We start from the raw sequence: 22,621 nt of genomic DNA, 5'->3' as shown, positions 1-22,621 counted from the left end.
TGTTAATATAAATAACCTATCAAAAACAGGGAAATTTATTAGAAAAGCTAAATCTATTCGGGCGCTATACCCTAACTCGGTCGATCTCTTTTTTAGAGACCTTTGCGCGATAGCTGAATAAATAAAGGAGATTCGCGCGAACTCTGCATAGATGAGAGAGCGCGAAAGCTGAAAGGCTGCTTTTAATATTAAGCGAGGATTGTCTTCAATGAGTTGCCAGGAAAAACATACCTATTCCACATTTTGCCGAGCCAACAACGACGCGATGAAAGAGCCGATGTTCTTCGGACAAAACGTCAATGTTGCCCGCTACGACCAACAGAAGTACCCGTTTTTCGAAAAACTGATCGAAAAGCAGCTGAGTTTCTTCTGGCGTCCGGAAGAGGTTGATTTGTCGACAGATCGCACCGAATATTCCGACCTGCCGGCCAACGAACAGCACATTTTCATCAGTAACCTGAAATACCAAACCCTTCTGGATTCGGTACAAGGTCGTTCGCCTAACGTGGCCCTATTGCCTTTGGTCTCTATCCCTGAGTTGGAAACCTGGATCGAAACCTGGGCTTTTTCGGAAACCATTCACAGCCGCTCTTATACGCACATCATTCGTAATATCGTTGCCAACCCTTCACTGGTATTCGACGACATCGTCACGAATGAAGAGATTACCAAGCGTGCTATCAGTGTGACCGAGCACTACGACGAACTGATCGCTCTGACCAATTACATGTATGCCAACGAGATCGATCTTGATAAAGACGACGAGTTCCGTAAAAAAATCAAAACCGCACTTTACCTAACAGTGGTTTCGGTAAACGTATTGGAAGCGATCCGTTTCTATGTTTCCTTCGCCTGCAGCTTCTCATTTGCCGAACGCTCGCTGATGGAAGGTAACGCCAAGGTCATCAAACTGATCGCCCGCGACGAAGCCTTACATTTGTCCGGCACGCAAAACATGCTGAACTTGATGGCGGAAGGCAAAGACGATCCTGAACTGGCGGAAATCGCGCGCGAAAACAAGGAAGCGGCAATCAATATCTTCCGCGAAGCAGCCGAACAGGAAAAACAATGGGCCGAATATCTGTTTAAAGACGGTTCGATGATCGGTTTGAACGCCAGCATTCTGAAAGATTATGTCGAATACATCACCAACGTCCGCTTGAAAGCCTTGCGTTTCGACCCGATTTTTGAAAACCGCTCTAATCCATTACCGTGGATGAACAACTGGCTGGTAAGCGATAACGTTCAGGTTGCTCCGCAGGAATCGGAAATCAGCTCATATCTTGTCGGCCAGGTTGACTCCAAAGTCGGCGCTGAAGATTTCAGCGATTTCGATCTGTAATTTCTTCTTACCACTTCGTTATAAATAAACTCTTTCCAGTAAAGCCGGAGTTCTTTCCGGCTTTATTTTTTCGGCTCAATCCCTTTCGACTCATCGTCATAAAAACTTCAAAAAAGCATTAAACGCATTTCATCTTTGCTTTCTACCATAGGCCGGATGAACAAACTCTATCTGGCCTTTTTGCGCCATGGCGACTATTTACAGAAACACGACACCCCAAGCGCCTGGCAACCTTTTGCATTAACCGAACAAGGCGAAAAACCGTGTCGTAGCGCGGCAACCAAGTTGCGCGCCTTTGCCGATGAACACGGACTCGATATCCATGCTTCGGTTCAGGCTTCGTCTTTATTGAGAGCCTGGCAGACGGCTTCCATTATCGCCGGGCAGCTTGGCGAAGAATTTTCTGTCGCCAGTGACGCGAGCCTCAATGAGCGCTGTGTCGGCAGTTTTGCCAATATGACGGTGATGGAAATCGAAGCCGCATTGCAACAAGACCCGCGCTTTGCGCAACCGCCGGCAAACTGGAAGTCGGACAGCGACTATCGTCTGCCATGCCCTTTCGCCGAATCCCTGAACCAGGCCGGCCAGCGAGTCGCCGAATATTTGCAGCAACGCTGTTTCGAACTGCAGGCGCAAATTACGGTGCCGACCTTATGGATTGTATGCGGACACGGCGCTTCTTTCCGCCATGCGGCGCAAAGAATGGGCATTTTGCAACCAGAAGAAATTCCACTGTATTCCATGTATCACGCCGAACCGCTGTTCTTTGAATGGCAACAGACCGGATTACGCCTGCACAGCGGCGACTGGAAACGACGTGACAAGGCGAAATATTCGCCGTTAATCGATTAATTTTAAGGAGACTGCCATGCAATCAGTAATCGACTGGCAACCCGAAAAACCGTTTGAAATCATTCCGCAAGCCTGGCTTTCGCCGGATAAGGAAACCTACTTCTTCTGCGATCTGCATGCCGATGCCGGAGCGTTTTTGCGTTCATTAAAACTTAGCGGTCTGATCACGGAATCAAGCGAACTGGATCAAGTCCAGCTGACCGATAAAGCCTTTCAAGGACGAATTCTGATCGGCGGCGACTGCTTCGATAAAGGTCCGAGTAATTTACAGCTGTTCGAACTATTGAATCACCTGCGTGAAGCCGGACTGGATCTGATTCTTTTGGCGGGTAATCATGACATCCGTGTTTACGCCGGTCTTCTGGCTCTGGATTTTATGCACGATTTGCGTCAGGCGCATTTCTTTGTTCGCATGGGCCGCAAGTGCGCCACGTTCCTCGCCGAGGTTTATCATCGCTACTGTGTGCATGAAGAAGCGCCTAAGCTGGCAGACAGTCTGATCGAAGAAGCACTTTTCCCGAACGAAGATTGGTATCGTCTGTTTCCGCAATATGCACAATACTTTATGAAGCGCAAACAGATCGAAAAAGAGATTAAACAGATCCGCAGCAAACGCATCGACTTTATGCAGGCCTGCCACGAAAAAGGCTTAAACCTGAATCAGGTTTACCATGCGGCTTTGAAAGCGAAGCAACTTTTTGTCGATTCCGACGGCGAATTCGCCTGGTTCTTCCAGAATCTGCAACTCCTGCATCACAGCGGCAGCTACCTTTTCTGTCACGCCGGTGTCGATGATTCCATCGCCCTTTGCATGCAGGAAAACGGCAGCGACAGTTTGAACGAACAGTTCCGCAATCAGATGCGAAGCGGGCAGATCTTCGAAATGTATTACAGCCCTTACGGAAATATTTTCCGCACCAAGTACCGCGACAAAGATTGGCCGTTTAGTTCTATGGGGGCAGAGACCCTTAGACAGCAGGGCATCTTTGCTTTGGTGAACGGTCATCGCAGCCATGAAAACGGCCAGCAATTATTTGTGCGCGAAGGCTTGTTGAACTTCGAGTGCGACACCCAGCTGAACTCGAATTGTCGAAAAAAATCCAAAATGAAACCGCACGGCGAAGCTGTTACAATATTTTCCTCTTCGGGGACGGTTTTCGCTTATTGCTGCGACATGCCGACCGCGAAATCGTTTCACCCAGGGCGCTTAAGCGCCTGACCATCCGTCGGGAGAGAGTTATGGCAAAGAATAATCAATATTTCGAGCACGAATCCCTACAGGATAAGGATGCCATTATCAGCTACCTCAAAGCTCTGACAGAGGGCATTGAGAAAGGTGAAATCCTTCTCTCCGACGAAGAAGAGACTCTGCTTCTTAAACCGGGAAAAATCAGTCTTCTTAGAATCAAAGCGACCAACAGCAAGAAAAACAGCGAACTGCGCCTGCGCCTGAGCTGGTCCAACTACGAAGCCGATTCGGATAAAAACGCTCCATTATTCATTAAGGCCAAAAAAGCCTCCAAGTCGAAATAGCGATACTTTGCACTTGAAGCCACCCTTAAAAAATACCTTGAGAGTCGTATGAAAATCTTACCTCCGCTTTACGAAGCTTTACGTTTCCTGATTCTGGACATCCAGAAACAGTTGCAGACGATACAGGACGGCCTGGAACGCGAAGACCCAACCCTGTTCGACAAAAGTCTGGAACGCATCGACTATATCGAAAACGCCCATATCAACCTGCTGAACCGTGCCGGTGCGACCTACTGTGCGGATAGCTGCCGCAATGAACGCCTGAATATCCAATGCTACGAACACATCAGTACCAGCTTGAAAGCCCTGTCCAGCCGCCTGCAGGAGCTGACTTACCAACTTAAGCAGATGAAGAGCTTGAAGCTGATTCAGAAAAAGCCGGTCTATCAGGCATTTGACTCCCTGAATAAAGGCCTGTCGCTTATCAGTGCCGCGATTGAAAGCGAAAGCCTCGGATTGGCGATCGACATCTGTCGCCTGCAAGTGCGCATCGACAAGACCTGCGATCAGCAGCTGGATAAATACAAAAAAAGCCTGAAAACCGGCCAGCAAACCGAAGCGCTACTACAGGCCAGTTTTATTCTTAAAGACGTTTCGATTATGGGTCAGGCCTTGCTGAGGGTCGGTGAAGGGATTATTTCCGCCAATGTCGGACAGTTTATCCAGATCGACCGTTATCAGGCGCTCGAAGCCAGCCTTTCCGAACTCGATCACCAGCTATCGCAAAACGATCTTAAAATCCACTCTATGGGCGAAACCAAGTCCGGCTGCACTATTTCCGGCGTCGGAACCGCTTCGGAAGCCGAACACTCGATTCTAGCGATTTTCAAGGAAGGCAAAAAACGCAAGCTGCAGGAAGAGAAAGCCGGTATCGAAAGCTGGCATCAGAAATTTCCCGGTATCGCTCCGGAAGTCTATTCTTATCAGAAACAGGGCGACAAGGCTTCTTTGCTGTTTGAATATCTGACAGGACAGACCTTTGACAAACTGCTTCTCGAAAAAGATAACAAGCATTTGAAAAAAGGCCTCAACACCCTGTTCAATACCTTGCTGGACATCTGGCAAACGACGCGTATCAAAGAACCGCGTTCCGCCGATTTTATGCGTCAGCTGAATAAGCGTCTTGGTTCCATCTACGATGTTCACCCGAACTTTAATTTAAAAGGTTTACAGATCGGTAACGTCAAACAACCATCGTTGGAAAAGCTGGTCGAAGAAGCCGAAAAAATCGAACGTGACTTGCAAGTGCCAAATGCGGTCTATATCCACGGCGATTTCAATACTGACAATATTATCTATGATGCTTTAACCGATCAGATCAGCTTCATTGATTTGCACCGCTCCGAGTATATGGATTACGTGCAGGACCTGTCGGTACTGATTGTTTCTTTCTATCGCCTGACCTATTTCGATCCGGATACCCGCAAACGCATCGCGCGCTCGATGGAAGCGATTTACGATTTCGGCCACGACTACGCCGAACAGATACGTGATCGCGATTACGAAATTCGCATGGCATTGGGACTGGCGAGATCGTTTTTAACTTCGACCCGTTTCGTTCTTGATCAGGAACACGCCAAATCGATGCACCACAAAGGCCGCTTCCTGATCGAACAACTGATTCAACTCGATAAGACTCAACGAAAAAACTATATGATTCCAAAGGAAATTTTCCATGACTGATCTAAAAATTGGCGTCGTTGGCATTCCCGGCAAGTGGTCCACAGAAGTCCTCGCCGACGAAATCGAAAAACGTACAGGTTTCCGCCTGGTCATCGATATCGAAAAAGTCGTCGCCGACCTGTCGATTCCGGAAGTGCTGTATCAAGACCAGTGTCTGTGCAAATTGGACGGAATTATTATTAAGAAAATATCCCAAGACTATAGCCCTCAGGTTTTAGACCGCTTGGAAATTCTGCGTTTTGTTGAATGCTGCGGTGTAAAGATCTACTCCAATCCGGCAGAAATTTTACGCTTAGTCGATCGTATGAGCTGTACGGTTTCTCTGGCAAAGGCCAATATCCCGATGCCGAAAACGCTGATTACCGAAGACGTTTCCGCAGCTTATGATGCTGTACATCGGTTTGGCAGTGTCGTTCTTAAACCGCTTTTTTCAACGAAAGCACGTGGCATGGAAGTACTCGATAGTTCGACGGACAAAAAGACTCTTCAGAAACAGTTGAAAGCCTATAAAGAGAAGCACGGTTTCTTATATATTCAACAAAAAGTCCAGCTTCCCGGACATGACATGGGGCTGGTCTTTCTGGGCGGCGAGTACCAAGGCGCTTACGCCCGAATCGGCGACGGTTCAAGCTGGAATACGACCATTCATTCTGGCGGGAAATATGCTGCCGTCTACCCACCGGACGACGTCATTGAAATGGCCCGCAAAGCCCAGGCGCAATTTGATCTTGCCTATACCACTGTCGATGTCGCGGAAACCGAAGACGGCTATATCTGTTTTGAGGTATCCGCTTTCGGCGGTTTCAAAGGCGCGCAGGAAGGTCTCGAAATCAATATGGCCAGCCGCTATACAGACTATGTAATTAATCTGCTACTGAAAGATCGCAATGGGGAATTAGATGCAGTATCTTGAAGCCTTATTGCTACAAATTAAGCTGGCCCATCCCCTGCAATCTCAAGGGTTGCGTTTAAATCTGCTGGCCTATCCGATCGAGCTATACAGTACTTCAAAGCGTGTTCTGGAGATTCTCGACGACTATTTTGGCGATCTAGCGGAAACAATCCAATCAGGTTCATCTCAGGGACAAGTGCCAAAAATCCATATCTACCAAGTGTCGGAAGCAGAATCCTTTATTCAACATTATCCTTGGGAAGACTGGCAGAGAGAAGCCGGTAAAACCGGACGGAAAGATGCCATCTATGATATTGAGCATCTTGGTCAGCCCGTTCGATTTCTGCAAAAAGTCAAAACCGGCATGTTGTTCCTGCAACCGATGCCCAATCAGCACACTTTGCATGCCGCCTCTTTCGGCGATGCCGAGAAACACCCAAACCAGATCGTGAATTTTATTCTTACCCAATACCTCAATCATCATCTGCGTAACGGTTGGCTATTGGCACACACTTCTGGAATGCAACTGGATGGAGTCGGCATCACCTTCGCCGGCCTGTCGGGCGGTGGAAAATCTACACTGATGCTACATCTACTGGCCCAGGAAGCACACCAAAGTCGCTTTATCAGTAATGACCGTTTGCTTCTCCAACAGGAAGGAAACTCTATCCTCATGCGCGGCATTCCCAAACAACCGCGTATCAATCCGGGAACCATCGTGCATAATCCTAAACTGCATCCGCTACTAAGCGCTCGGGAACGTGAGGAATTTTTGCAGATGGATAGTGAAGAGTTGCGTTATCTGGAACAGAAATTCGATGCCGACGTCGATCGCCTATTCGGTGCGGGTTGTTTCCTGCAGGAAGCGAAGCTGGATATGCTGGTAATATTGAATTGGCAATTGGACCCGAATTTACCGACCGAATTAAACGAAGTAGATATTCGCCAGAGAAAAGACCTGATCTCGGCGGTGATGAAAACACCCGGTCCTTTCTATGCCGACAATGAAGGCTTTCTGAAAAACGGAACGCTGCCTGAAATGGACGCTTATCTGCAGCTGCTACAAAATTGCCGAGTCATGGAGCTGAGCGGTCATATCGATTTTGACGCCGCTCAACACCTGGTTTTACAAGCGGTTGAAACTCAACCGCTGTAAAACCCTACACAAAGCGCACCGCTTGGAAGAAACGCATCTGCGCCAACGCGATCTGTTCCATCGAATTGGCAACAATCGCCACTACGCCCCCTTTAACAGGGATCAGCTCACCGTGATAGCCGCTCGCCTGGAAAGCCTCCATCGCGGTTAAACGGTTACCCGGCATAACGATAATCGTTACAGGTCCTTCCTTATCCTGCATGACGATATGCAACCCTTTCTGGCCTTCGACATCGCACTCGCCGGCGTAGCTCATACTTTCGATCGGCTTCTGCAACTGCGCTCCGACTTTGGCGAACAGTGATTGCATCTCGTGCGGGGTTTCCGGCACTTTATAGGCAGTCATCAGTTCGGGATCGGCCTCGATATGCTTGATAATATGCGCGATATAATCCTGTCCATCCAGAGTTCTGTGCTGATAGGAATAATACCAGGAACCACTGAACAGCAGGGCAAGAGCGAATACGCTTGCCGCCATCAGCGACGGCATGCGAAACCAGGAAGAAACCAGTTTGGATTCCGTATCCGGCGCTGGAATCACCGTTACTCTTTTCGGTGCAGGAATCGCAGCGGAACCACCGCTATTCGTCGAAGATTCGGCAACTTCAGAATCCTCCGCCACCTTCTCTTCCTCAACGCGCTCATAGCTATTCTTAAGCAGAATGCGCTCTTTCAGGCCTTCCGGCGGCTCGACGTCAAATATCTCTTCGAGAATCTGATCGAACTGGCGCGCACGTTTGACACTCTGCGCCTGCTCGGGATGCCGGGCCAAAAACGCCAGCATATCCTCATCCAGAGAATTCGGATCGCTAAGCAATTTTTGACGGAACTTCAATTCATTCATCGCACCACCTCCCGGGATTCGGTTGCACTACCACCATCCCACAGCTGTTTTAGCTGCTGTCTGGCGCGAAACAGGCGAGTATTGACCGTCGCCAGTTTCAAATCCAACTGCTCGGCTATCTCCTGACCGTTCAATCCCCAAATCACTTGTAACATCAAAGGCTCTTTGTACTCCTCGGGTAATTGCAGCATCGCCTGATACAATTGCTGACGTTCGGTATTCATTTGCGGATCGTGCTCGGGATCTTCCATCGCAATCGATTCGTCCATTTCCAGCAACTGCGGCTGATATTTCTCATACAAACGAGCGTGTTCACGCCTCAGAATCGTTAACAGCCACGCTTTGGCCGCCTTTTCATCCTGCAGGCTTTCCAAAGCTTTCCATGCCCGAGAAAAAGTCTCCTGCACCAAGTCCTCGGCAACCGTAACGTTTTTACACAGCCAATAGGCGTAACGATACAGATCGTTGGCATAGGCCGAGACCAGCTGTTCGAAAAAACGGTGTTTATGTCGCATATCGATCCTTTTCCGGGGAGCGGCTTCCAAGGCCAATCAACACAAAATCAAACGAAGATTAAGTATAGTTAACAATTAGGACCGAACTCATTGAAAAATATTTCACCCTTATTCAAAAAATTTTTAATAGAACGGCCACCATTCCTCATGCGACTACCCGGTTTAAAAATCGACCCGCAAATACCCCTGTTCATTGTCGACATGCACCTCGACTTCCAACAGCTGTCTTAAACGATCCGGCTGCAGAGCTTCTTGGGCCGAGCCGTAAAACAGCAATTCGCCGTTTTTCAATAGCAGGCACCGATCAGCCAACGCCTGAGCAAGATGCAGATCATGCACAACCATCACAATGCTCAAGCCCTCGTGACACCACTGTTTCATTTTGCGCAATAAGGATATCTGGTGCTTTAAATCGAGTCCGGCATACCATTCGTCAAGTAATAACCATTTTCCGGAAAAACGCTGCTCGCCATGCGATTCCGTCGGCCAGATCTGCGCTATTGTTCTGGCAAAATGCGCTCTTTGCAGCTCCCCTCCGGAAAGCGTCGAAATCGAACGCTCTGCTAAATCATGCAAATCAAAACAGTGCAAAATCTCCTGCAACTGCGAGTCGTCCTGCTTTCCAGGCCCCTGCACTTCAAGACCTAATGCGACCAACTGCCGGACGCTGAAAGCGAAAGCGTTTTCCTGTCGCTGTCCCAAGTGAGCACGTTTTTTCGCCAGCTCCGGCAAAGACCATTCCGCAAGCAACTTGCCATCTAATAGAACCTCGCCCTGCATAGTATGCAAAGCCCCGCTCAGACAGCGCAACAAAGTCGACTTTCCGGCACCGTTCTCGCCAAGCAAGACATGAATCTGCCCAGACCGCAGTTTTACATCCATCGGCTGCAATAGCACTTGGCCGTTACAGGTGTAACTCAGTTGTCTGATTTCAAACACGTCGTCCCCCTCTTGCCTCTATACAGCTCGTCGATTCTGCATTAACAGCCACAGGAAAAACGGCCCGCCAAGCATCGCCATCAATAATCCGATCGGTAGCTCAACCGGAGCAAAAAGCTGTTTGGCAAATAGATCGGCCAAAACCAGTAGCAGAGCACCTCCAAAAGCGCTCAAAGGCAAAACAGCGCGATGATCGGCTCCGACCAGTAGGCGAATCATATGCGGAACCACCAAACCGACAAAACCGATCACCCCGACAGCCGCAACACTGGCGGCAACGATTAAAGCACTCAGTACCATCACCCGCCATTTAAAGTGCTTTGGATCATAACCCATATGCAGACAGGTCTCCTCACCCAAAACAAAGGCATTCATCGGTTTCAACAGTGCCAACAGACCGAAGGCAGCCAACAAACTTATCACTGCCAATATCAACACCGAGTGCCATGCAAGGTTGGCCAGAGAACCCATTAACCAGAAAGTGACCGACTGTAGCTGTAAGGCATCGGAAACCGTCATAAGAAACTGTGTCGAAGCACCGAAAATGGCATTGAATGCGACCCCGGCCAACAACATCATAGCGACATCGGTGCGACCGTTGCGAGTGGCAATCCAATACAGCGCTCCGATGGTCGCCAAGCCGCTGAAAAATGCCATGCCGCCAATTTGCCACCAGGATATTTCCTGCCATAGCCAACTGCCGACAACCATCATAAACACAGCACCGAACGCCGAACCGGCCGAGACTCCGACCAATCCCGGCTCGGCCAACGGATTGCGAAACAGAGCCTGTAAAGCGACCCCGGCGATCGCCAGACCGGCACCGACACTTAAGGCTGTCAGCAAACGCGGCAAACGAAGTTCCCAAAAAATCAAACTCTGCTGCGGAGTCCAGGATGCCGAAACCAACCAACCGGCTCCATAAGCGACATGCAACAAGGATGCGACAAATAAAGCGACGCTCAAAAACCAATAAACACGACTTGGCTTCATGCGGAACCCGAGTCGCCCTTGACTTGCGCAGGACGAGAAACATCTTTTCCGGAAGTGGAGCTCGATGTTAACGACGGATAAGTGACCAGAGTGGCCACCACTGCACCGTTCCAGATGACAATAAACCAGATCAGATACAGCCACAAAAGAAACAGGGGTACGGCGGCAAAAGCGCCATAAATCAGATCGTAAGTCGGGAACCATTTCACATACAAGGCAAAGCCGCTTTTCAACAGCTCCATCTGCAGTGTCGCCATCAGCCCGGCTACCAGAGCGACCCGAAACGGTACATACGGAATCGAAACAAATTTATATAGCGCCGCGAAACCCAATAAACCTAAAGCAAAATGCAACAAGCTCATACCGAACATAAGCTTTTCGATCAATGGTGTCGTTTCCGCCAGCAGAGGAATCGCCATCACCGAAGTGCTAACCACCAGACTCAGGCCGAGCAGAATCGGTCCCAGCAGACTGACACCGAGATAATGCAACAGACTGACCCACCATTTGCGCCGAATCGGATCGACCCACAAACCGTTGAGTTTTTCATCCACCTTCCACAACAACATCAGCGTAGTAATAAACATCACAAACAATCCGGGACCTTTTAAGTGCACCGCCTGCTGGGAAAACTGCAACAGATAATTTTCGATGACCGGCTGAGAACTGGGGATCAAATTGTGCACCACCTGATCCATGACCAGATCTTCAAAATCGGAGAAAAACGGCGATACCGAAAACAGGCTCAGCATGACTGCCAGCATCGGTACGAGCCCGATAAGGGTTGTATACGCCAAAATCGACACCGCATCGGTCCCGTTGCGCTGTCTGAAGCGGACAAATACCTTCAGCCAGAAGCGCCAGGAAAATACGATCGGTAAAACTTTTAAAGAAGCCAAAGACTGTTTGGACTGAATCGCCATGCGCTGTTCCTTCAAGCTACCAAGTAGCCGCTTTTTCTTGTCGCACGCTTGTGCTGTTCCCTTGTACCCGCTGTTCCAGGCATCTCGCCGAGATTTCGCTATAATAGCGGGCATTCCTATTCTAAACGATGTTGATTTATGTCCCAAAAAACTTGGCAATTCTGGGTCGATCGAGGTGGCACCTTTACCGATCTGGTTGCCCGCGATCCTGACGGCAAACTGCATACCCACAAACTTCTTTCGGTCAATCCGGAGCAATATGACGATGCGGCAGTCGCCGGCATCGCACATTTTTTGCAGGTTGCTCCCGGAGAAAAAATCCCGGTAGAACGGATCGACTGCGTCAAAATGGGCACCACAGTCGCCACGAATGCTTTATTGGAACGTAAAGGCGAAGCGGTCGCTCTTGTCACTCATCGCGGCTTTGCCGACGCACTTAAAATCGGCTATCAGAATCGCCCGGACATCTTTGCTCTGGATATTCAATTGCCGGAAGCCCTCTATCAAACCAGTGTCGAAATCTCCGGGCGAATGGATGCCAGCGGCAAGGAAATCGAAGCCCTCGACAAACCGGAAGTCATCGCAGCGCTGCAAACGCTTAAACAGCAGGGCTATCAAGCAATTGCCGTGGTTCTGCTGCATGCCTACCTTAATCCCCGGCATGAGCAGCAGATCGCGGCCTGGGCAAAAGAAGTCGGTTTTGCGCAAATATCCACTTCGGCCGAAAGCTCGCCTTTGATTAAATACATCGCTCGCGGCCGTACCTGCGTAATGGATGCTTACCTTAGTCCTATCCTGAAACGTTACGTCGATCAGGTAGCTTCGCAACTTCCTGGGGTCGATCTGCGATTTATGCAATCTCACGGAGGTCTGGCCTCGGCGGAAGTCTTCAGTGGCAAGGATGCTCTGCTGTCCGGCCCGGCGGGAGGCATTATCGGCGCTGTGACGACGGCAGCTCAAGCCGGACACCAGCGCATTATCGGCTTTGATATGGGTGGTACCTCCACCGACGTCTCTCATTATGCAGGCCAGTTGGAACGCAGTTTCGATAGCGAAATTGACAGCCTTCCGGTTCGCGTGCCGATGCTGGATATCCATACCGTCGCAGCCGGTGGCGGTTCGATACTGGAAGACATGCACGGTGAATTGCATGTCGGCCCGCATTCGGCCGGAGCGCTGCCTGGACCGCGAAGTTATCGACGCGGCGGTCCTCTGACGGTAACCGATTGCAATGTCTTTCTCGGGCGGATTCAGGCGGAACATTTTCCGAAAGTCTTCGGTCCGAATGCCGATCAACCGCTGGACCGTGACGGTCTGATCGACGCTTTTACCGAGCTCGGAAACCGCTTGGACCTGAGTCCGGAAGAGACCGCCCTAGGCGCTCTGGACATTGCCGTCGAAAATATGGCGAATGCAGTCAAAACCATTTCCACGCAAAAAGGCCATGACTTACAACACTATACACTGGTCAGCTTCGGTGGTGCCGGTGGTCAACATGCCTGTGCGGTAGCCGAGCGCCTCGGTATACGCCAGGTCCTGCTCCACCCATTTGCCGGAGTCTTATCCGCTTTCGGAATGGGACTGGCCCAGAGCCGGGTGATTAAAACCCGCGCTTATGATTGTCATTTACAAGAAATAGAGCACATTCACAGTGATATTGAGACACAGATCTCAGAAGCGCATCAGTCTCTGGCAGAGCAAGGCGTACAAGCAGCCAGCACTCAAATCCGCTTGCACCTGCAATACCAAGGCAGTGATACGCTGATCGACATTGAAGCCGACCTCAACACTCCCGGTCTTCAGCTTGCACAAGCTTTCCGCCGCGAACATCTTCGTCAGTTTGGTTTCGAACTCAGTGCACAGCCGATCGTTATCAACAGTGTCAGTGTCGAAGCCATTTCCGCAACTCCGCAGCACCAAGTCGAGGCCACAACTGTCGAAGAAGATGCCGCCGCCGTCTCCTCGGAAAATTGCTACATCGGTAACCAGTGGCAAGAAATCCCGGTCTATCGACGTAATCAACTTGCCGGACAGCAACGCCTGCAAGGTCCCGCACTGATTTTGGAAGACACCGGTACGCTATTCCTAGCTCCCGACTGGACGGCACAAGTGATTGAGGGCGCTCAGCTGCATTTAATACACGAACCGCAAGTCGCGATAGCAAACTCACAGAACAAAGAAGCCAGCCTTGAAAATGAAGCCGATGCGGTTCGCCTGGCACTATTCAATCACCGTTTTATGGCCATCGCCGAACAGATGGGAGCGACTCTGGCGAAAAGTGCCCATTCGGTCAATATTAAAGAGCGGCTGGATTTTTCCTGTGCGCTGTTCGACTCGCAAGGACAATTGATCGCCAATGCGCCGCACGTACCGGTACATCTCGGTTCGATGGGTGAATCGGTTAAAACGTTGATCCAACGCATCGGCAACGGTCTTCAGTCAGGCGATGTATATGCGATTAACAACCCTTACGCCGGCGGCACGCATTTGCCGGATATCACGCTGATCTCCCCTGTATTCGTTGCCGACAAATGCCGTTTCTTTGTCGCTTCACGCGGACATCATGCCGATGTCGGCGGCATCACTCCGGGCTCCATGCCGGCCAACAGCACACATATAGAACAGGAAGGCATTTTATTGGATTGCCTTGCCGTGGTACGGCAGGGGGAATTTCAGGGAGAAAGCGTGCGCAGTGCGCTGCTGAACTCCGACCATCCGGTCAGAAACCTGACGCAAAATCTGAATGACCTGCACGCGCAAATCGCCGCCAACCAGCAAGGAATCAACGGCTTGCTTGAGCTATGCAAGCAGGAAGGCACCGAAACCGTCAGCCAGTATATGCAACATGCATTGAACCACTCGGAACAAGCGGTAAAAGCGCTGTTAAAGGATCTTAACCAAGGAAAATTCTGCTACCGAACCGATCAAGGTGCGCAAGTATGCATCCAGGTCGAAATCGATCTGGAGCGCCAAAAAATCCATTTGGATTTTGTCGGAACCAGTAAACAGCAGAGTAACAATTTTAATGCGCCTTTCGCGATCACACGTGCAGCGACTTTGTATGTACTGAGAACTTTGATTAACCAGCCGATTCCGTTAAATGACGGTTTTCTGCGCCCGGTCGAGTTCAGCATGCCGAACGACTGTATTTTGAATCCGCATTATCCGGCGGCAGTGGTGGCCGGCAACGTCGAAACCTCGCAGGTTATTACCGACTGCCTGTACGCCGCATTACAGATTCAGGCTGCCTCGCAAGGCACAATGAATAACCTGACTTTCGGTAACGAGCAATGGCAATATTACGAAACCCTCTGTGGCGGCAGCGGAGCCGGTCCGGGCTATAACGGTTGCGATGCCGTACACACTCATATGACTAACTCGCGCCTGACCGATCCGGAAATTTTCGAAAGCCGCTATCCTGTGCGATTGCATCGGTTCGAGATCCGTAAAAACAGTGGCGGTGACGGCGAACATCGTGGCGGCAACGGCTGTATTCGCGAGTTCGAATTTCTGCAGCCGATGACCCTGTCGGTTTTAAGCAACCACCGCTTAGTCGAACCTTATGGTATGGCCGGCGGCAAGAATGGAAAAACCGGTTATCACCGACATATTCGTTATGAAGATAACCGCTACATTGAAGGAGAAAACCTGCCGAGTACGGTTACACTGCAGATGCAGATTCACGACCGTTTCCGAATGGTGACGCCGGGCGGCGGCGGATACGGAAAAAAAGATCAAAAAACCTAGAAAGCTTTTCTATATTTTTAAAATCTCCAAACAAAAACGCCAACGAAATTCGTTGGCGCTTTTAATACGGTAGTCAATCAGAAAAAACGATTACTTACTGCCACCACATTTACCGGCACCGCATTTCTTCTCTGCCGGAGGAGTACCGCCACATTTACCGGCACCGCATTTCATTGGTTTTTCAGCACCACATTTCTTGGCAGGCTCACCGCCACACTTCTGAGCCGGTTTTTCCGCTCCGCATTTGCCTGCCCCGCATTTTTCCGAAGCCAATAGCATGAAGCCATCTTGCTGGGCCGACAGACCGAACGGGTTTTCCGCTGCCGCCGCAGTTTGTACCGTACCCAACATAGCAAATCCGAATACTGCAACTGCAAACATCGACGTAATTGAATTAAACGCTTTCATCATAATTTCTCCCTCTGAAATGAATCGAAACGGTAGCCCCGTTCATTACAGAAGACCCGTTTCCTAATGCATTCTTTCATTTATCGATAAAAAATCAATAAAAAATACTTTTTAAGCCGATTAATTTGCAGCATAAACATGTCAACACAAACAACAACGGCGGAAAAATCCGCCGTTGTTTTGATCAATACTGATTTTAATCTAGGATCTCTGTAATCCCTGCTCGACTTCCAGGCGTTTCTCGGCACCACACAGACGTTCGATCAATATCAGCGCAAAGTCCATTGCCGTGCCGGGGCCTTTAGAGGTCAGCACCGAGCCGGCATCGACTACCGGTAGGTCGAGATATTGCATTCCCGGAGCAGGTTCTACATCAATGACTCCCGGATAACTGGTCGCTTCCCGGTTATCCAATAATCCGGCACTGACCAGCACCTTCGGTGCCGCACAAATCGCTGCCGACAAACCGCCATGCTGAACGGTTCGCTGCAATAACTCGATAATCCGCGGGTCCTCATTGAGATAATCAGCCCCCGGTAAACCGCCCGGAAGAACAACCAGATCAAATTCCTGACCCAGCACTTGATCCAAAGTGGTCTGAGCGATCAATTGAACGCCACGGCTGGCAGTAATCACACGCTCGTCGTCCAGACTGGCAGTAACCACCTCTATACCTGCGCGAACCATCAAGTCGATCAAAGTCACGGCTTCGAGCTCTTCACAGCCTTGCGCCAATGGGACTAATACTTTTGCCATAGGATTGCTCCTTGAACTTATTTAGCCTGCATTTTTTGTGCAAGGATCATAGTCTTAGCGATGCGCAACGCCTCGTTCAACTCATAATCCTTATCCAGAAGCTGTTTGACGTCTTTATCGGCTTTATCCTTATCGGAAGTCTTGTCAGCATGCGCTTCACCATTTTCCAAATGACCGCTCAAATCTTTTTCTTTGATATTACCCAATTCGGACGGCTTCACTTTTTCAACCTTAACCAAATCGATTTTGACATCCGGCTCGATACCTTCCGCTTGAATCGAACGTCCGGATGGAGTGTAGTAACGAGCAGTTGTCACCTTGATCGCTGCACCGTTATTCAACTGCAACAAGGTCTGTACCGAGCCTTTACCGAAACTGGTACGGCCGACAATAATCGCGCGTTTCTGATCCTGCAAAGCACCGGAAACGATTTCCGAAGCCGAAGCGGAACCCTCGTTGATCAAAACAACAATCGGCTTACCATTCATCAGATCGCCTTCTTCCGCTTCAAAACGCATTTTGGAGTTTTTGATACGCCCTTCGGTATAGACAATCAAACCGTCATTCAGGAATGCATCGGAAACTTGAACCGCCGCATTCAAAACGCCGCCCGGATTATTCCGTAAATCCAGAACCAGGCCGTTCAAAGGCACTCCGTTCTCTTTTTCCAATGTCGTTAACGCATTCTGTAAATCCTGACCGGTACGAATCTGGAACTGACTGATACGGACATAACCGACACCGTCAGGCAATAGACGCTGCTTAACGCTTTTTACTTTAATCACAGCACGGGTAAGATCGATCTTAAGCGGCCCGTCTTCACCTTCACGCACAACAGTTAAGGTGATTTTTGTACCCGGCTTGCCGCGCATGATTTTAACCGCTTCACTAAGAGTCTTACCCTTAACCGGTTCATTGCCCAGTTTGATAATCAGATCTCCGGCTTTGATCCCGGCTTTTTGTGCCGGAGTATCGTCGATTGGAGAAATGACCTTAACAAAGCCGTCTTCCATCCCGACTTCCATCCCGAGACCGCCAAATTCACCGCGGGTGTGCTCTTCCATCTCTTTAAAGTCAGTCGGAGGAAGGTAGGCGGAGTGCGGATCAAGACTCGATAGCATTCCGCTGATCGCACCTTCCAGAAGTTTCTTATCGTCGACCTGATCGACATAATCGTGATAGACGCGCTCATAGACTTCAACAAAGGCACGCAATTCCTGCAAAGGCAGGGTCATTTTCTGCTCTTCGGCTTGTGGCGTCTGTGGCGGATTAGTTTCCTTGTCAGCCCATACCGTAGAACCAACGGCAATCATTGCCCCTAAAACCACACCGGAACCTAACCATACTGCTTTCTTAAATCCAGAAGACGCCACTTTTTTCTCCACTTCTTTCGATTGAAGCCCATTATTGCCTGAATCGGCCGCCAATAAAAAATTTTTTCTAAAAAAATTATTTGTCCATTATAAATTAACTTTAAGTGACATAAGGGCCGCTTTTCATTAGAATCCTTCTAGAAATTCATAATATTGTTATATAGTAAAGAAGTAATAATGGAAAACTTAGACGCAAATGTTTTTGAAATGAAGGAAGAGAATATTAATAAGGCATCCAAAGCCTTAAAGGCGATGGGTCACCCTCTACGTCTGAAGATTCTTTGCGTCATCGGCGAAAAAGAACTTCCCGTCATGGATATCGTCAAACAGGTCGGCACAACCCAGAGTAATATTTCTCAACATATCGACATTTTAAGGGAAAAAGAGATTATTACATCACGCCGTGAAGGCAGCAAAATTCTATGCAAAGTGCGCGATCACAATATTCTGCAATTAATGGGTGTCATGCAAGAAACCTTCTGCCCGGCATCGGAATCTTAAACCTTCAAGCTTCAGCGGGCTTTTCCGCCCGCTGAACACTTAACCGGGCTTCAAAACCGTTCCTCTCACCCATACCCGCCTCTTCCTGCGACATCTGCCTCATTTCGACTAGAGCCTGCTGCTGCATCTGAATTGCTTGCGCGGCAACACGAAAATCCTGAGAAGAAGGTTGTGCCGGAGCCATTGCCGCAGCTTGAATCTGCCGGGCTTTATCCAGAGTTTTCTGCGGATCGCCGGCAACCGGTGATGTGTCGATACCGACTTCGCCACCAACCGCGTATTTTTGGCCATCTGGTCCTGTTTGATAACTGAATGACATTCCACCTCGCGCATGTCCGCCGGCAGCATTCAAGTGAGCGGCTTCATGTGCCCTGACTTCAAGATCGCGAGCTTTTAGCTGAGTGAGAACTTGCTCGACTTCGCGACTTTGCTGAAGATCCGAATCGGCCTGCGCCTTGGAGACCAGATTGTGCGCCTGGCCGTTTGAACTCGAAGCATTCGAGTCTCGGCTGGAAACCTCAAAAGCGTTATTTTCTCTTTTACCATCCCCAACGGAATTTGCTGTATTGCTTTGAGTCGTCGCAGGAGAAATTGACTGCGGTGCAGCATTATAAGCTACGACAGCAGCTTGAGCTTGCTCGACACTTTGAACTCCCATACAACTTCCCTCTAAACAGGCTTTTAAACATTTTATCGGCCGAAGCGATAAAACCTTTAACCCATTAATTTACCAAGAGAAAATTCATATATTTTTTGACGAAACAGATCAAGAAAAATACCCATCTGCAGATACTCTCAATTGAAAGACACGTACAAAAATGCAAACAATAGAGGTCTGGAACATGAAACACCATACAACTCAACACAAAATCGAACACTTCATTATCGAACTGCTTAGCTTTACCAGCGTCGGCTTGGGCATCGCCTACGTGCTGCTTGCCTGGTCAGAATGGTTATAAAAACATATTGAAATGGCGGGACGCTCAAACATAAATTATTTCCCCGCCAAGAAGTGCGAAGATTACCCCACGGCTTCCATCGATTCCGGCAAGACTTGTCCACCATCGACAACGATCGTCTGGCCTGTCACATAGCCCGCCTGTTCCGAGGCAAAATAGAGCATAGCATTTGCAATATCTTCAACCGATCCAAGCCGTTTCAAGGGAATAGACGCTGCCGTCTGTGCCAAATACTCATCTCCCATACCGGCTAAACCTTCAGTCAGGATATTGCCGGGCATAACCGCATTCACCGTAATGCCGTATTTAGCCAACTCAATCGCAGCTGTTCGAATAAAACCAAGCTGGCCGGCTTTTGAAGCACCATAATGACTCCAGCCCGGAAAACCGGTAATCGGCCCGGTAATCGATGAAGTAATGACAATACGTCCCGCTGCGGATTTTTTCAGTTCAGGCAAACACGCCTGTACGCTAAACAGTGTTCCCTTCAAATTGGTATTCATCACGATATCCCAATCCGCTTCGGTCATCTCTTCTAAACCGGCCGAAGGAAAAATTCCGGCATTGGCGCATAAAATATCCACTCTACCATAGATTGAAACAGCTTCATTTACCGCCGATTCAAGCGAAGCTTTATCGGCAACATCCGCTGACAATCCGATGGCTTGATACCCGTTTGATACCAGCTCGTCGGCAACCGACTTAGCAGCTTGTTTATCACGTGCCACTATCGCCACATTGGCACCGTGCTTGGCGAATTCCGTCGCAATCCCTCGCCCGATTCCCTTGCTCGCACCCGTAATGAAAACGGTTTTACCTTGCATCGACATCTACGCCCTCCTTCTAACCTTCCGTCAAATCGATATTTTCAATCACTTCGGCAATCGCTTTTTCGAGAATAGCCATCACTTCCCGAGACAGTTCCAACGACATCAACAAGCCTGCTTTAAACTGTAACACTCGAGGATCCAATGCCGAATAAATAGCCCATACACCTTGCCGGTAAAGCGCCTGCATAATCAGCTCTGCACCTCTGGGATGATTGAACTCCAACCCCATTACCAGCCCGTTTTTGCGAATTCCGACAAAAAATTCTGGAAATTTGCTTTGTACCTCAGCCAACGCTTGCTCGAAGTAAGCACTGACATCCTGCACATTTCTAACCGTCTCCGGGCGCTGAATGATTTCCAGCGTTTTCAATGCCGCTGCACAGCCGATCTCCGAACCGCCGAAGGTAGACATATGCGCCCAACCATCCTGGTTCAACCATTGCCCCGCCTGTTCGGAAACCAGCACTGCGGCAATCGGATAAATTCCACCCGACAAACCTTTCCCTGACACCAAAATATCCGGCTCAACTCCATAACCCGTGCAACACCACATCTGCCCGGTTCTCATTAAACCGGTCTGCACCTCATCGGCGATATACAACGCCGTATATTTTTCGCATAACGCCTTAACCGCCGGCAAATAGCCTGGATCGGGCATAGGAAATCCGTAGGTTGCCGGAATGCTTTCGATAATTACACACGCAGCATCCCCTGCTTGCAAAGCCTCTTCCATCGCCGGCAAATCATTGAACGGCACCTGAACAAACTGATCCTCTTCCGGTTCGGTCAGAAAAATTTCGTTAAACCTAGCGGCGCCGGTTTTTACCGACAGCCCGGTATGGCCGTGATAACAGTTCTGCAGCGAGATAATTTTTCGCTTTCCGGTTGCATTGCGAGCCGACTTGAGAGCAATATCGATCGCCTCTCCCCCTCCACTGGCAAAGATGGCGTACTTCATATTATCCGGGCCACTTTCCAGCAGCTTTTCCGCTAACCGAGTTCGCATCAATGACGGAAAATGGTGATTGCCGATATCAAAATACACCATGGCTTCAGTTACCGCTTCGATCACTTCCGGGTTGCGGTGCCCAAGGTTATAAACCCCACCGTTCAGATGCATATTAATCAGGCGCCGCCCGTCCATATCCCAAAAGCAGTACCCTTCGCGCTTATCAATCACGATGTCTACACCGGTATCAATCCAATCCTGCGTCTTCCCGGGATTCCAAACCTGCTTGGTTCTATCCAAAAATGCTTGCTTATTGTCACTTACCATCTTCGATTTCCAATATACCGACAGAACCTCTCAAGCCCTGAATGCTTGAAGGTACTCTTCTCCCAACGCCGCCGTTCCTTCTGCAAAGGTGTTGCCAATCTCTTTCGCCAGATCCGCATCCGGATGCGATCCCAGCCAAGCCAAAAGGGTCAAACGGCGTAACATAATAAAAGTAGGAATTTCTTTAATCTCTTCCTCGGACAATTCCGCACTGCGAAGATAACCTTCGATCCAGGCCTCGATGACCTTGTCCAAACCCGGCATCGTCTCGATAAAACTTACGGCGGATGCCAGGTCATATAAATACCAGCCAAGACCGCAATCATCAAAATCGATCACCCGGGTTTCACCGTCACAAATCAGGAGGTTCGCCAAGCGGATATCGGAGTGGATCAATCCGAAACGCTGCGTGCTCTGTCCAAAAGCCCGCAAGCGAACCTTCAGCAACTCGGCAACCTCTTCCAGAGTCGACAATTGATGAGACTCCAATCCCGGTCCGAGTCGCCAATCTCCCCAGTTAGCCGATGCGCCGATACACCCCTCATAATCCCAGACCAAACGATCGAAATACTCCGGCAACACCCACTCCCGTGCATGGTTATGCATTTTTCCGGCCACTTCACCCAATCGCTTAAAAGGTTCGATCAGATCAGATTCGTCAGGTTCTTCGCCGTCAATAAAGTGAAACAGTGTGATATAACGCACTTCACCCGAGGACTCAGACACTATCTCTTGAATCGCTTCGCCATTCTTACCCAGGATTGCTTGCGGTGTTTTAATTCCGGCTTCTCCTTGGAGAGCATTCATCCAATCCAGCTCGGTCTGAATGCCCTTTTTGGAGTGATAATCGGTTCTATGCACCCTTAAAACCAGAGGCGGTCGATCAGACATATCCACCCGGTAGGTCGCGTTCTCCGACAAACTCAGTAGATTCAAAGTGGCCTCTTCCGGCAGAGCCCACTTTTCCAGAGCCTGCTCACCGATATTTTGCAGATATGCCAGCTGCGCTTCGTAATCCATTTTCCGACATTACCCCCTGAGCTCGGAGAGATGTAAGATTCAACACAACACCTAATACAACCACCCGATCACAAAAACT

The 22,621-nt window shown here is 49.4% G+C and carries 21 protein-coding genes; 9 read left to right on the top strand and 12 right to left on the bottom strand.

What is annotated here, in order from left to right:
- Window positions 1-208 precede the first annotated feature (208 nt).
- The 7 genes from nrdB to H8792_RS05805 all read left to right on the top strand — a co-directional run bounded on the left by nrdB (window position 209) and on the right by H8792_RS05805 (window position 7,458).
- Window positions 209-1,342, top strand: a complete 1,134-nt coding sequence (gene nrdB / locus H8792_RS05835) for a class Ia ribonucleoside-diphosphate reductase subunit beta (protein WP_185977998.1) — start codon at window positions 209-211, stop codon at window positions 1,340-1,342.
- Between the two features lie 156 nt (window positions 1,343-1,498).
- A complete protein-coding gene (locus tag H8792_RS05830) occupies window positions 1,499-2,194 on the top strand; it encodes a histidine phosphatase family protein (protein ID WP_185977997.1) in 696 nt (231 codons plus the stop codon).
- 16 nt (window positions 2,195-2,210) lie between these two features.
- Window positions 2,211-3,413, top strand: coding sequence for a metallophosphoesterase family protein (locus H8792_RS05825; protein WP_185977996.1), 1,203 nt, complete (start codon window positions 2,211-2,213; stop codon window positions 3,411-3,413).
- A 20-nt stretch (window positions 3,414-3,433) separates the two neighbouring features.
- Complete coding sequence (locus H8792_RS05820) at window positions 3,434-3,727, top strand: amphi-Trp domain-containing protein (protein WP_185977995.1); 294 nt, start codon at window positions 3,434-3,436, stop codon at window positions 3,725-3,727.
- Window positions 3,728-3,775: 48 nt separating this feature from the next.
- Entirely contained in the window at window positions 3,776-5,410 is a 1,635-nt protein-coding gene (locus H8792_RS05815; RefSeq protein WP_185977994.1) for a phosphotransferase, read from the top strand.
- On the top strand, window positions 5,403-6,323 hold the full coding sequence (locus tag H8792_RS05810; protein WP_185977993.1) for a GAK system ATP-grasp enzyme: 921 nt from the start codon (window positions 5,403-5,405) through the stop codon (window positions 6,321-6,323). The genes H8792_RS05815 and H8792_RS05810 overlap by 8 nt, the downstream gene beginning before the upstream one ends.
- A complete protein-coding gene (locus H8792_RS05805; protein WP_185977992.1) occupies window positions 6,310-7,458 on the top strand; it encodes an HprK-related kinase B in 1,149 nt (382 codons plus the stop codon). The genes H8792_RS05810 and H8792_RS05805 overlap by 14 nt, the downstream gene beginning before the upstream one ends.
- A 4-nt stretch (window positions 7,459-7,462) precedes the next feature.
- Here H8792_RS05805 and H8792_RS05800 read toward each other — a convergent pair whose 3' ends face one another.
- The 5 genes from H8792_RS05800 to H8792_RS05780 form a co-directional block, all read right to left on the bottom strand.
- Complete coding sequence (locus H8792_RS05800) at window positions 7,463-8,302, bottom strand: DUF3379 family protein (protein WP_185977991.1); 840 nt, start codon at window positions 8,300-8,302, stop codon at window positions 7,463-7,465.
- Window positions 8,299-8,817, bottom strand: coding sequence for a sigma-70 family RNA polymerase sigma factor (locus H8792_RS05795; RefSeq protein WP_185977990.1), 519 nt, complete (start codon window positions 8,815-8,817; stop codon window positions 8,299-8,301). The genes H8792_RS05800 and H8792_RS05795 overlap by 4 nt, the downstream gene beginning before the upstream one ends.
- Before the next feature lie 162 nt (window positions 8,818-8,979).
- The gene (locus H8792_RS05790) at window positions 8,980-9,756 is read right to left on the bottom strand and encodes an ATP-binding cassette domain-containing protein (protein ID WP_185977989.1); all 777 of its coding nucleotides are present in this window, start codon (window positions 9,754-9,756) and stop codon (window positions 8,980-8,982) included.
- A gap of 18 nt (window positions 9,757-9,774) precedes the next feature.
- Complete coding sequence (locus H8792_RS05785; RefSeq protein ID WP_185977988.1) at window positions 9,775-10,749, bottom strand: FecCD family ABC transporter permease; 975 nt, start codon at window positions 10,747-10,749, stop codon at window positions 9,775-9,777.
- Window positions 10,746-11,672, bottom strand: a complete 927-nt coding sequence (locus tag H8792_RS05780) for a YihY family inner membrane protein (RefSeq protein ID WP_185977987.1) — start codon at window positions 11,670-11,672, stop codon at window positions 10,746-10,748. The genes H8792_RS05785 and H8792_RS05780 overlap by 4 nt, the downstream gene beginning before the upstream one ends.
- Window positions 11,673-11,810: 138 nt before the next feature.
- Between H8792_RS05780 and H8792_RS05775 the strand changes: the two genes are divergently transcribed.
- Entirely contained in the window at window positions 11,811-15,419 is a 3,609-nt protein-coding gene (locus H8792_RS05775) for a hydantoinase B/oxoprolinase family protein (RefSeq protein WP_185977986.1), read from the top strand.
- Between the two features lie 90 nt (window positions 15,420-15,509).
- On the opposite strand, the gene H8792_RS05770 is transcribed toward H8792_RS05775, so the two are convergent.
- From H8792_RS05770 to H8792_RS05760, 3 genes are all read right to left on the bottom strand, one after another.
- Window positions 15,510-15,830: a low-complexity protein gene (locus H8792_RS05770; protein WP_228766965.1), complete on the bottom strand. Its 321-nt coding sequence runs from the start codon at window positions 15,828-15,830 to the stop codon at window positions 15,510-15,512.
- A gap of 198 nt (window positions 15,831-16,028) precedes the next feature.
- Window positions 16,029-16,583, bottom strand: coding sequence for a DJ-1 family glyoxalase III (locus H8792_RS05765; protein WP_185977985.1), 555 nt, complete (start codon window positions 16,581-16,583; stop codon window positions 16,029-16,031).
- A gap of 17 nt (window positions 16,584-16,600) precedes the next feature.
- A complete protein-coding gene (locus tag H8792_RS05760) occupies window positions 16,601-17,896 on the bottom strand; it encodes a S41 family peptidase (protein ID WP_185978004.1) in 1,296 nt (431 codons plus the stop codon).
- A gap of 237 nt (window positions 17,897-18,133) precedes the next feature.
- On the opposite strand from H8792_RS05760, the gene H8792_RS05755 reads away from it, so the two are divergent.
- Window positions 18,134-18,457, top strand: coding sequence for an ArsR/SmtB family transcription factor (locus H8792_RS05755; protein WP_185977984.1), 324 nt, complete (start codon window positions 18,134-18,136; stop codon window positions 18,455-18,457).
- A gap of 4 nt (window positions 18,458-18,461) precedes the next feature.
- Here H8792_RS05755 and H8792_RS05750 read toward each other — a convergent pair whose 3' ends face one another.
- From H8792_RS05750 to H8792_RS05735, 4 genes are all read right to left on the bottom strand, one after another.
- The gene (locus H8792_RS05750) at window positions 18,462-19,115 is read right to left on the bottom strand and encodes a putative metalloprotease CJM1_0395 family protein (protein WP_185977983.1); all 654 of its coding nucleotides are present in this window, start codon (window positions 19,113-19,115) and stop codon (window positions 18,462-18,464) included.
- 363 nt (window positions 19,116-19,478) lie between these two features.
- A complete protein-coding gene (gene fabG / locus H8792_RS05745) occupies window positions 19,479-20,246 on the bottom strand; it encodes a 3-oxoacyl-ACP reductase FabG (protein WP_185977982.1) in 768 nt (255 codons plus the stop codon).
- Between the two features lie 13 nt (window positions 20,247-20,259).
- Window positions 20,260-21,522 carry a class-III pyridoxal-phosphate-dependent aminotransferase gene (locus H8792_RS05740; protein WP_185977981.1) on the bottom strand — a complete coding sequence of 421 codons (1,263 nt, stop codon included), beginning with the start codon at window positions 21,520-21,522 and terminating at the stop codon, window positions 20,260-20,262.
- A gap of 30 nt (window positions 21,523-21,552) precedes the next feature.
- Window positions 21,553-22,542 carry a phosphotransferase enzyme family protein gene (locus H8792_RS05735; RefSeq protein WP_185977980.1) on the bottom strand — a complete coding sequence of 330 codons (990 nt, stop codon included), beginning with the start codon at window positions 22,540-22,542 and terminating at the stop codon, window positions 21,553-21,555.
- Window positions 22,543-22,621 lie beyond the last annotated feature (79 nt).

Origin of the sequence: Thiomicrorhabdus heinhorstiae (assembly GCF_013391765.2) — a bacterium.
Classification (GTDB): Bacteria; Pseudomonadota; Gammaproteobacteria; order Thiomicrospirales; family Thiomicrospiraceae; genus Thiomicrorhabdus; species Thiomicrorhabdus heinhorstiae.
This window is presented reverse-complemented; position numbering and strand designations above follow the sequence as displayed.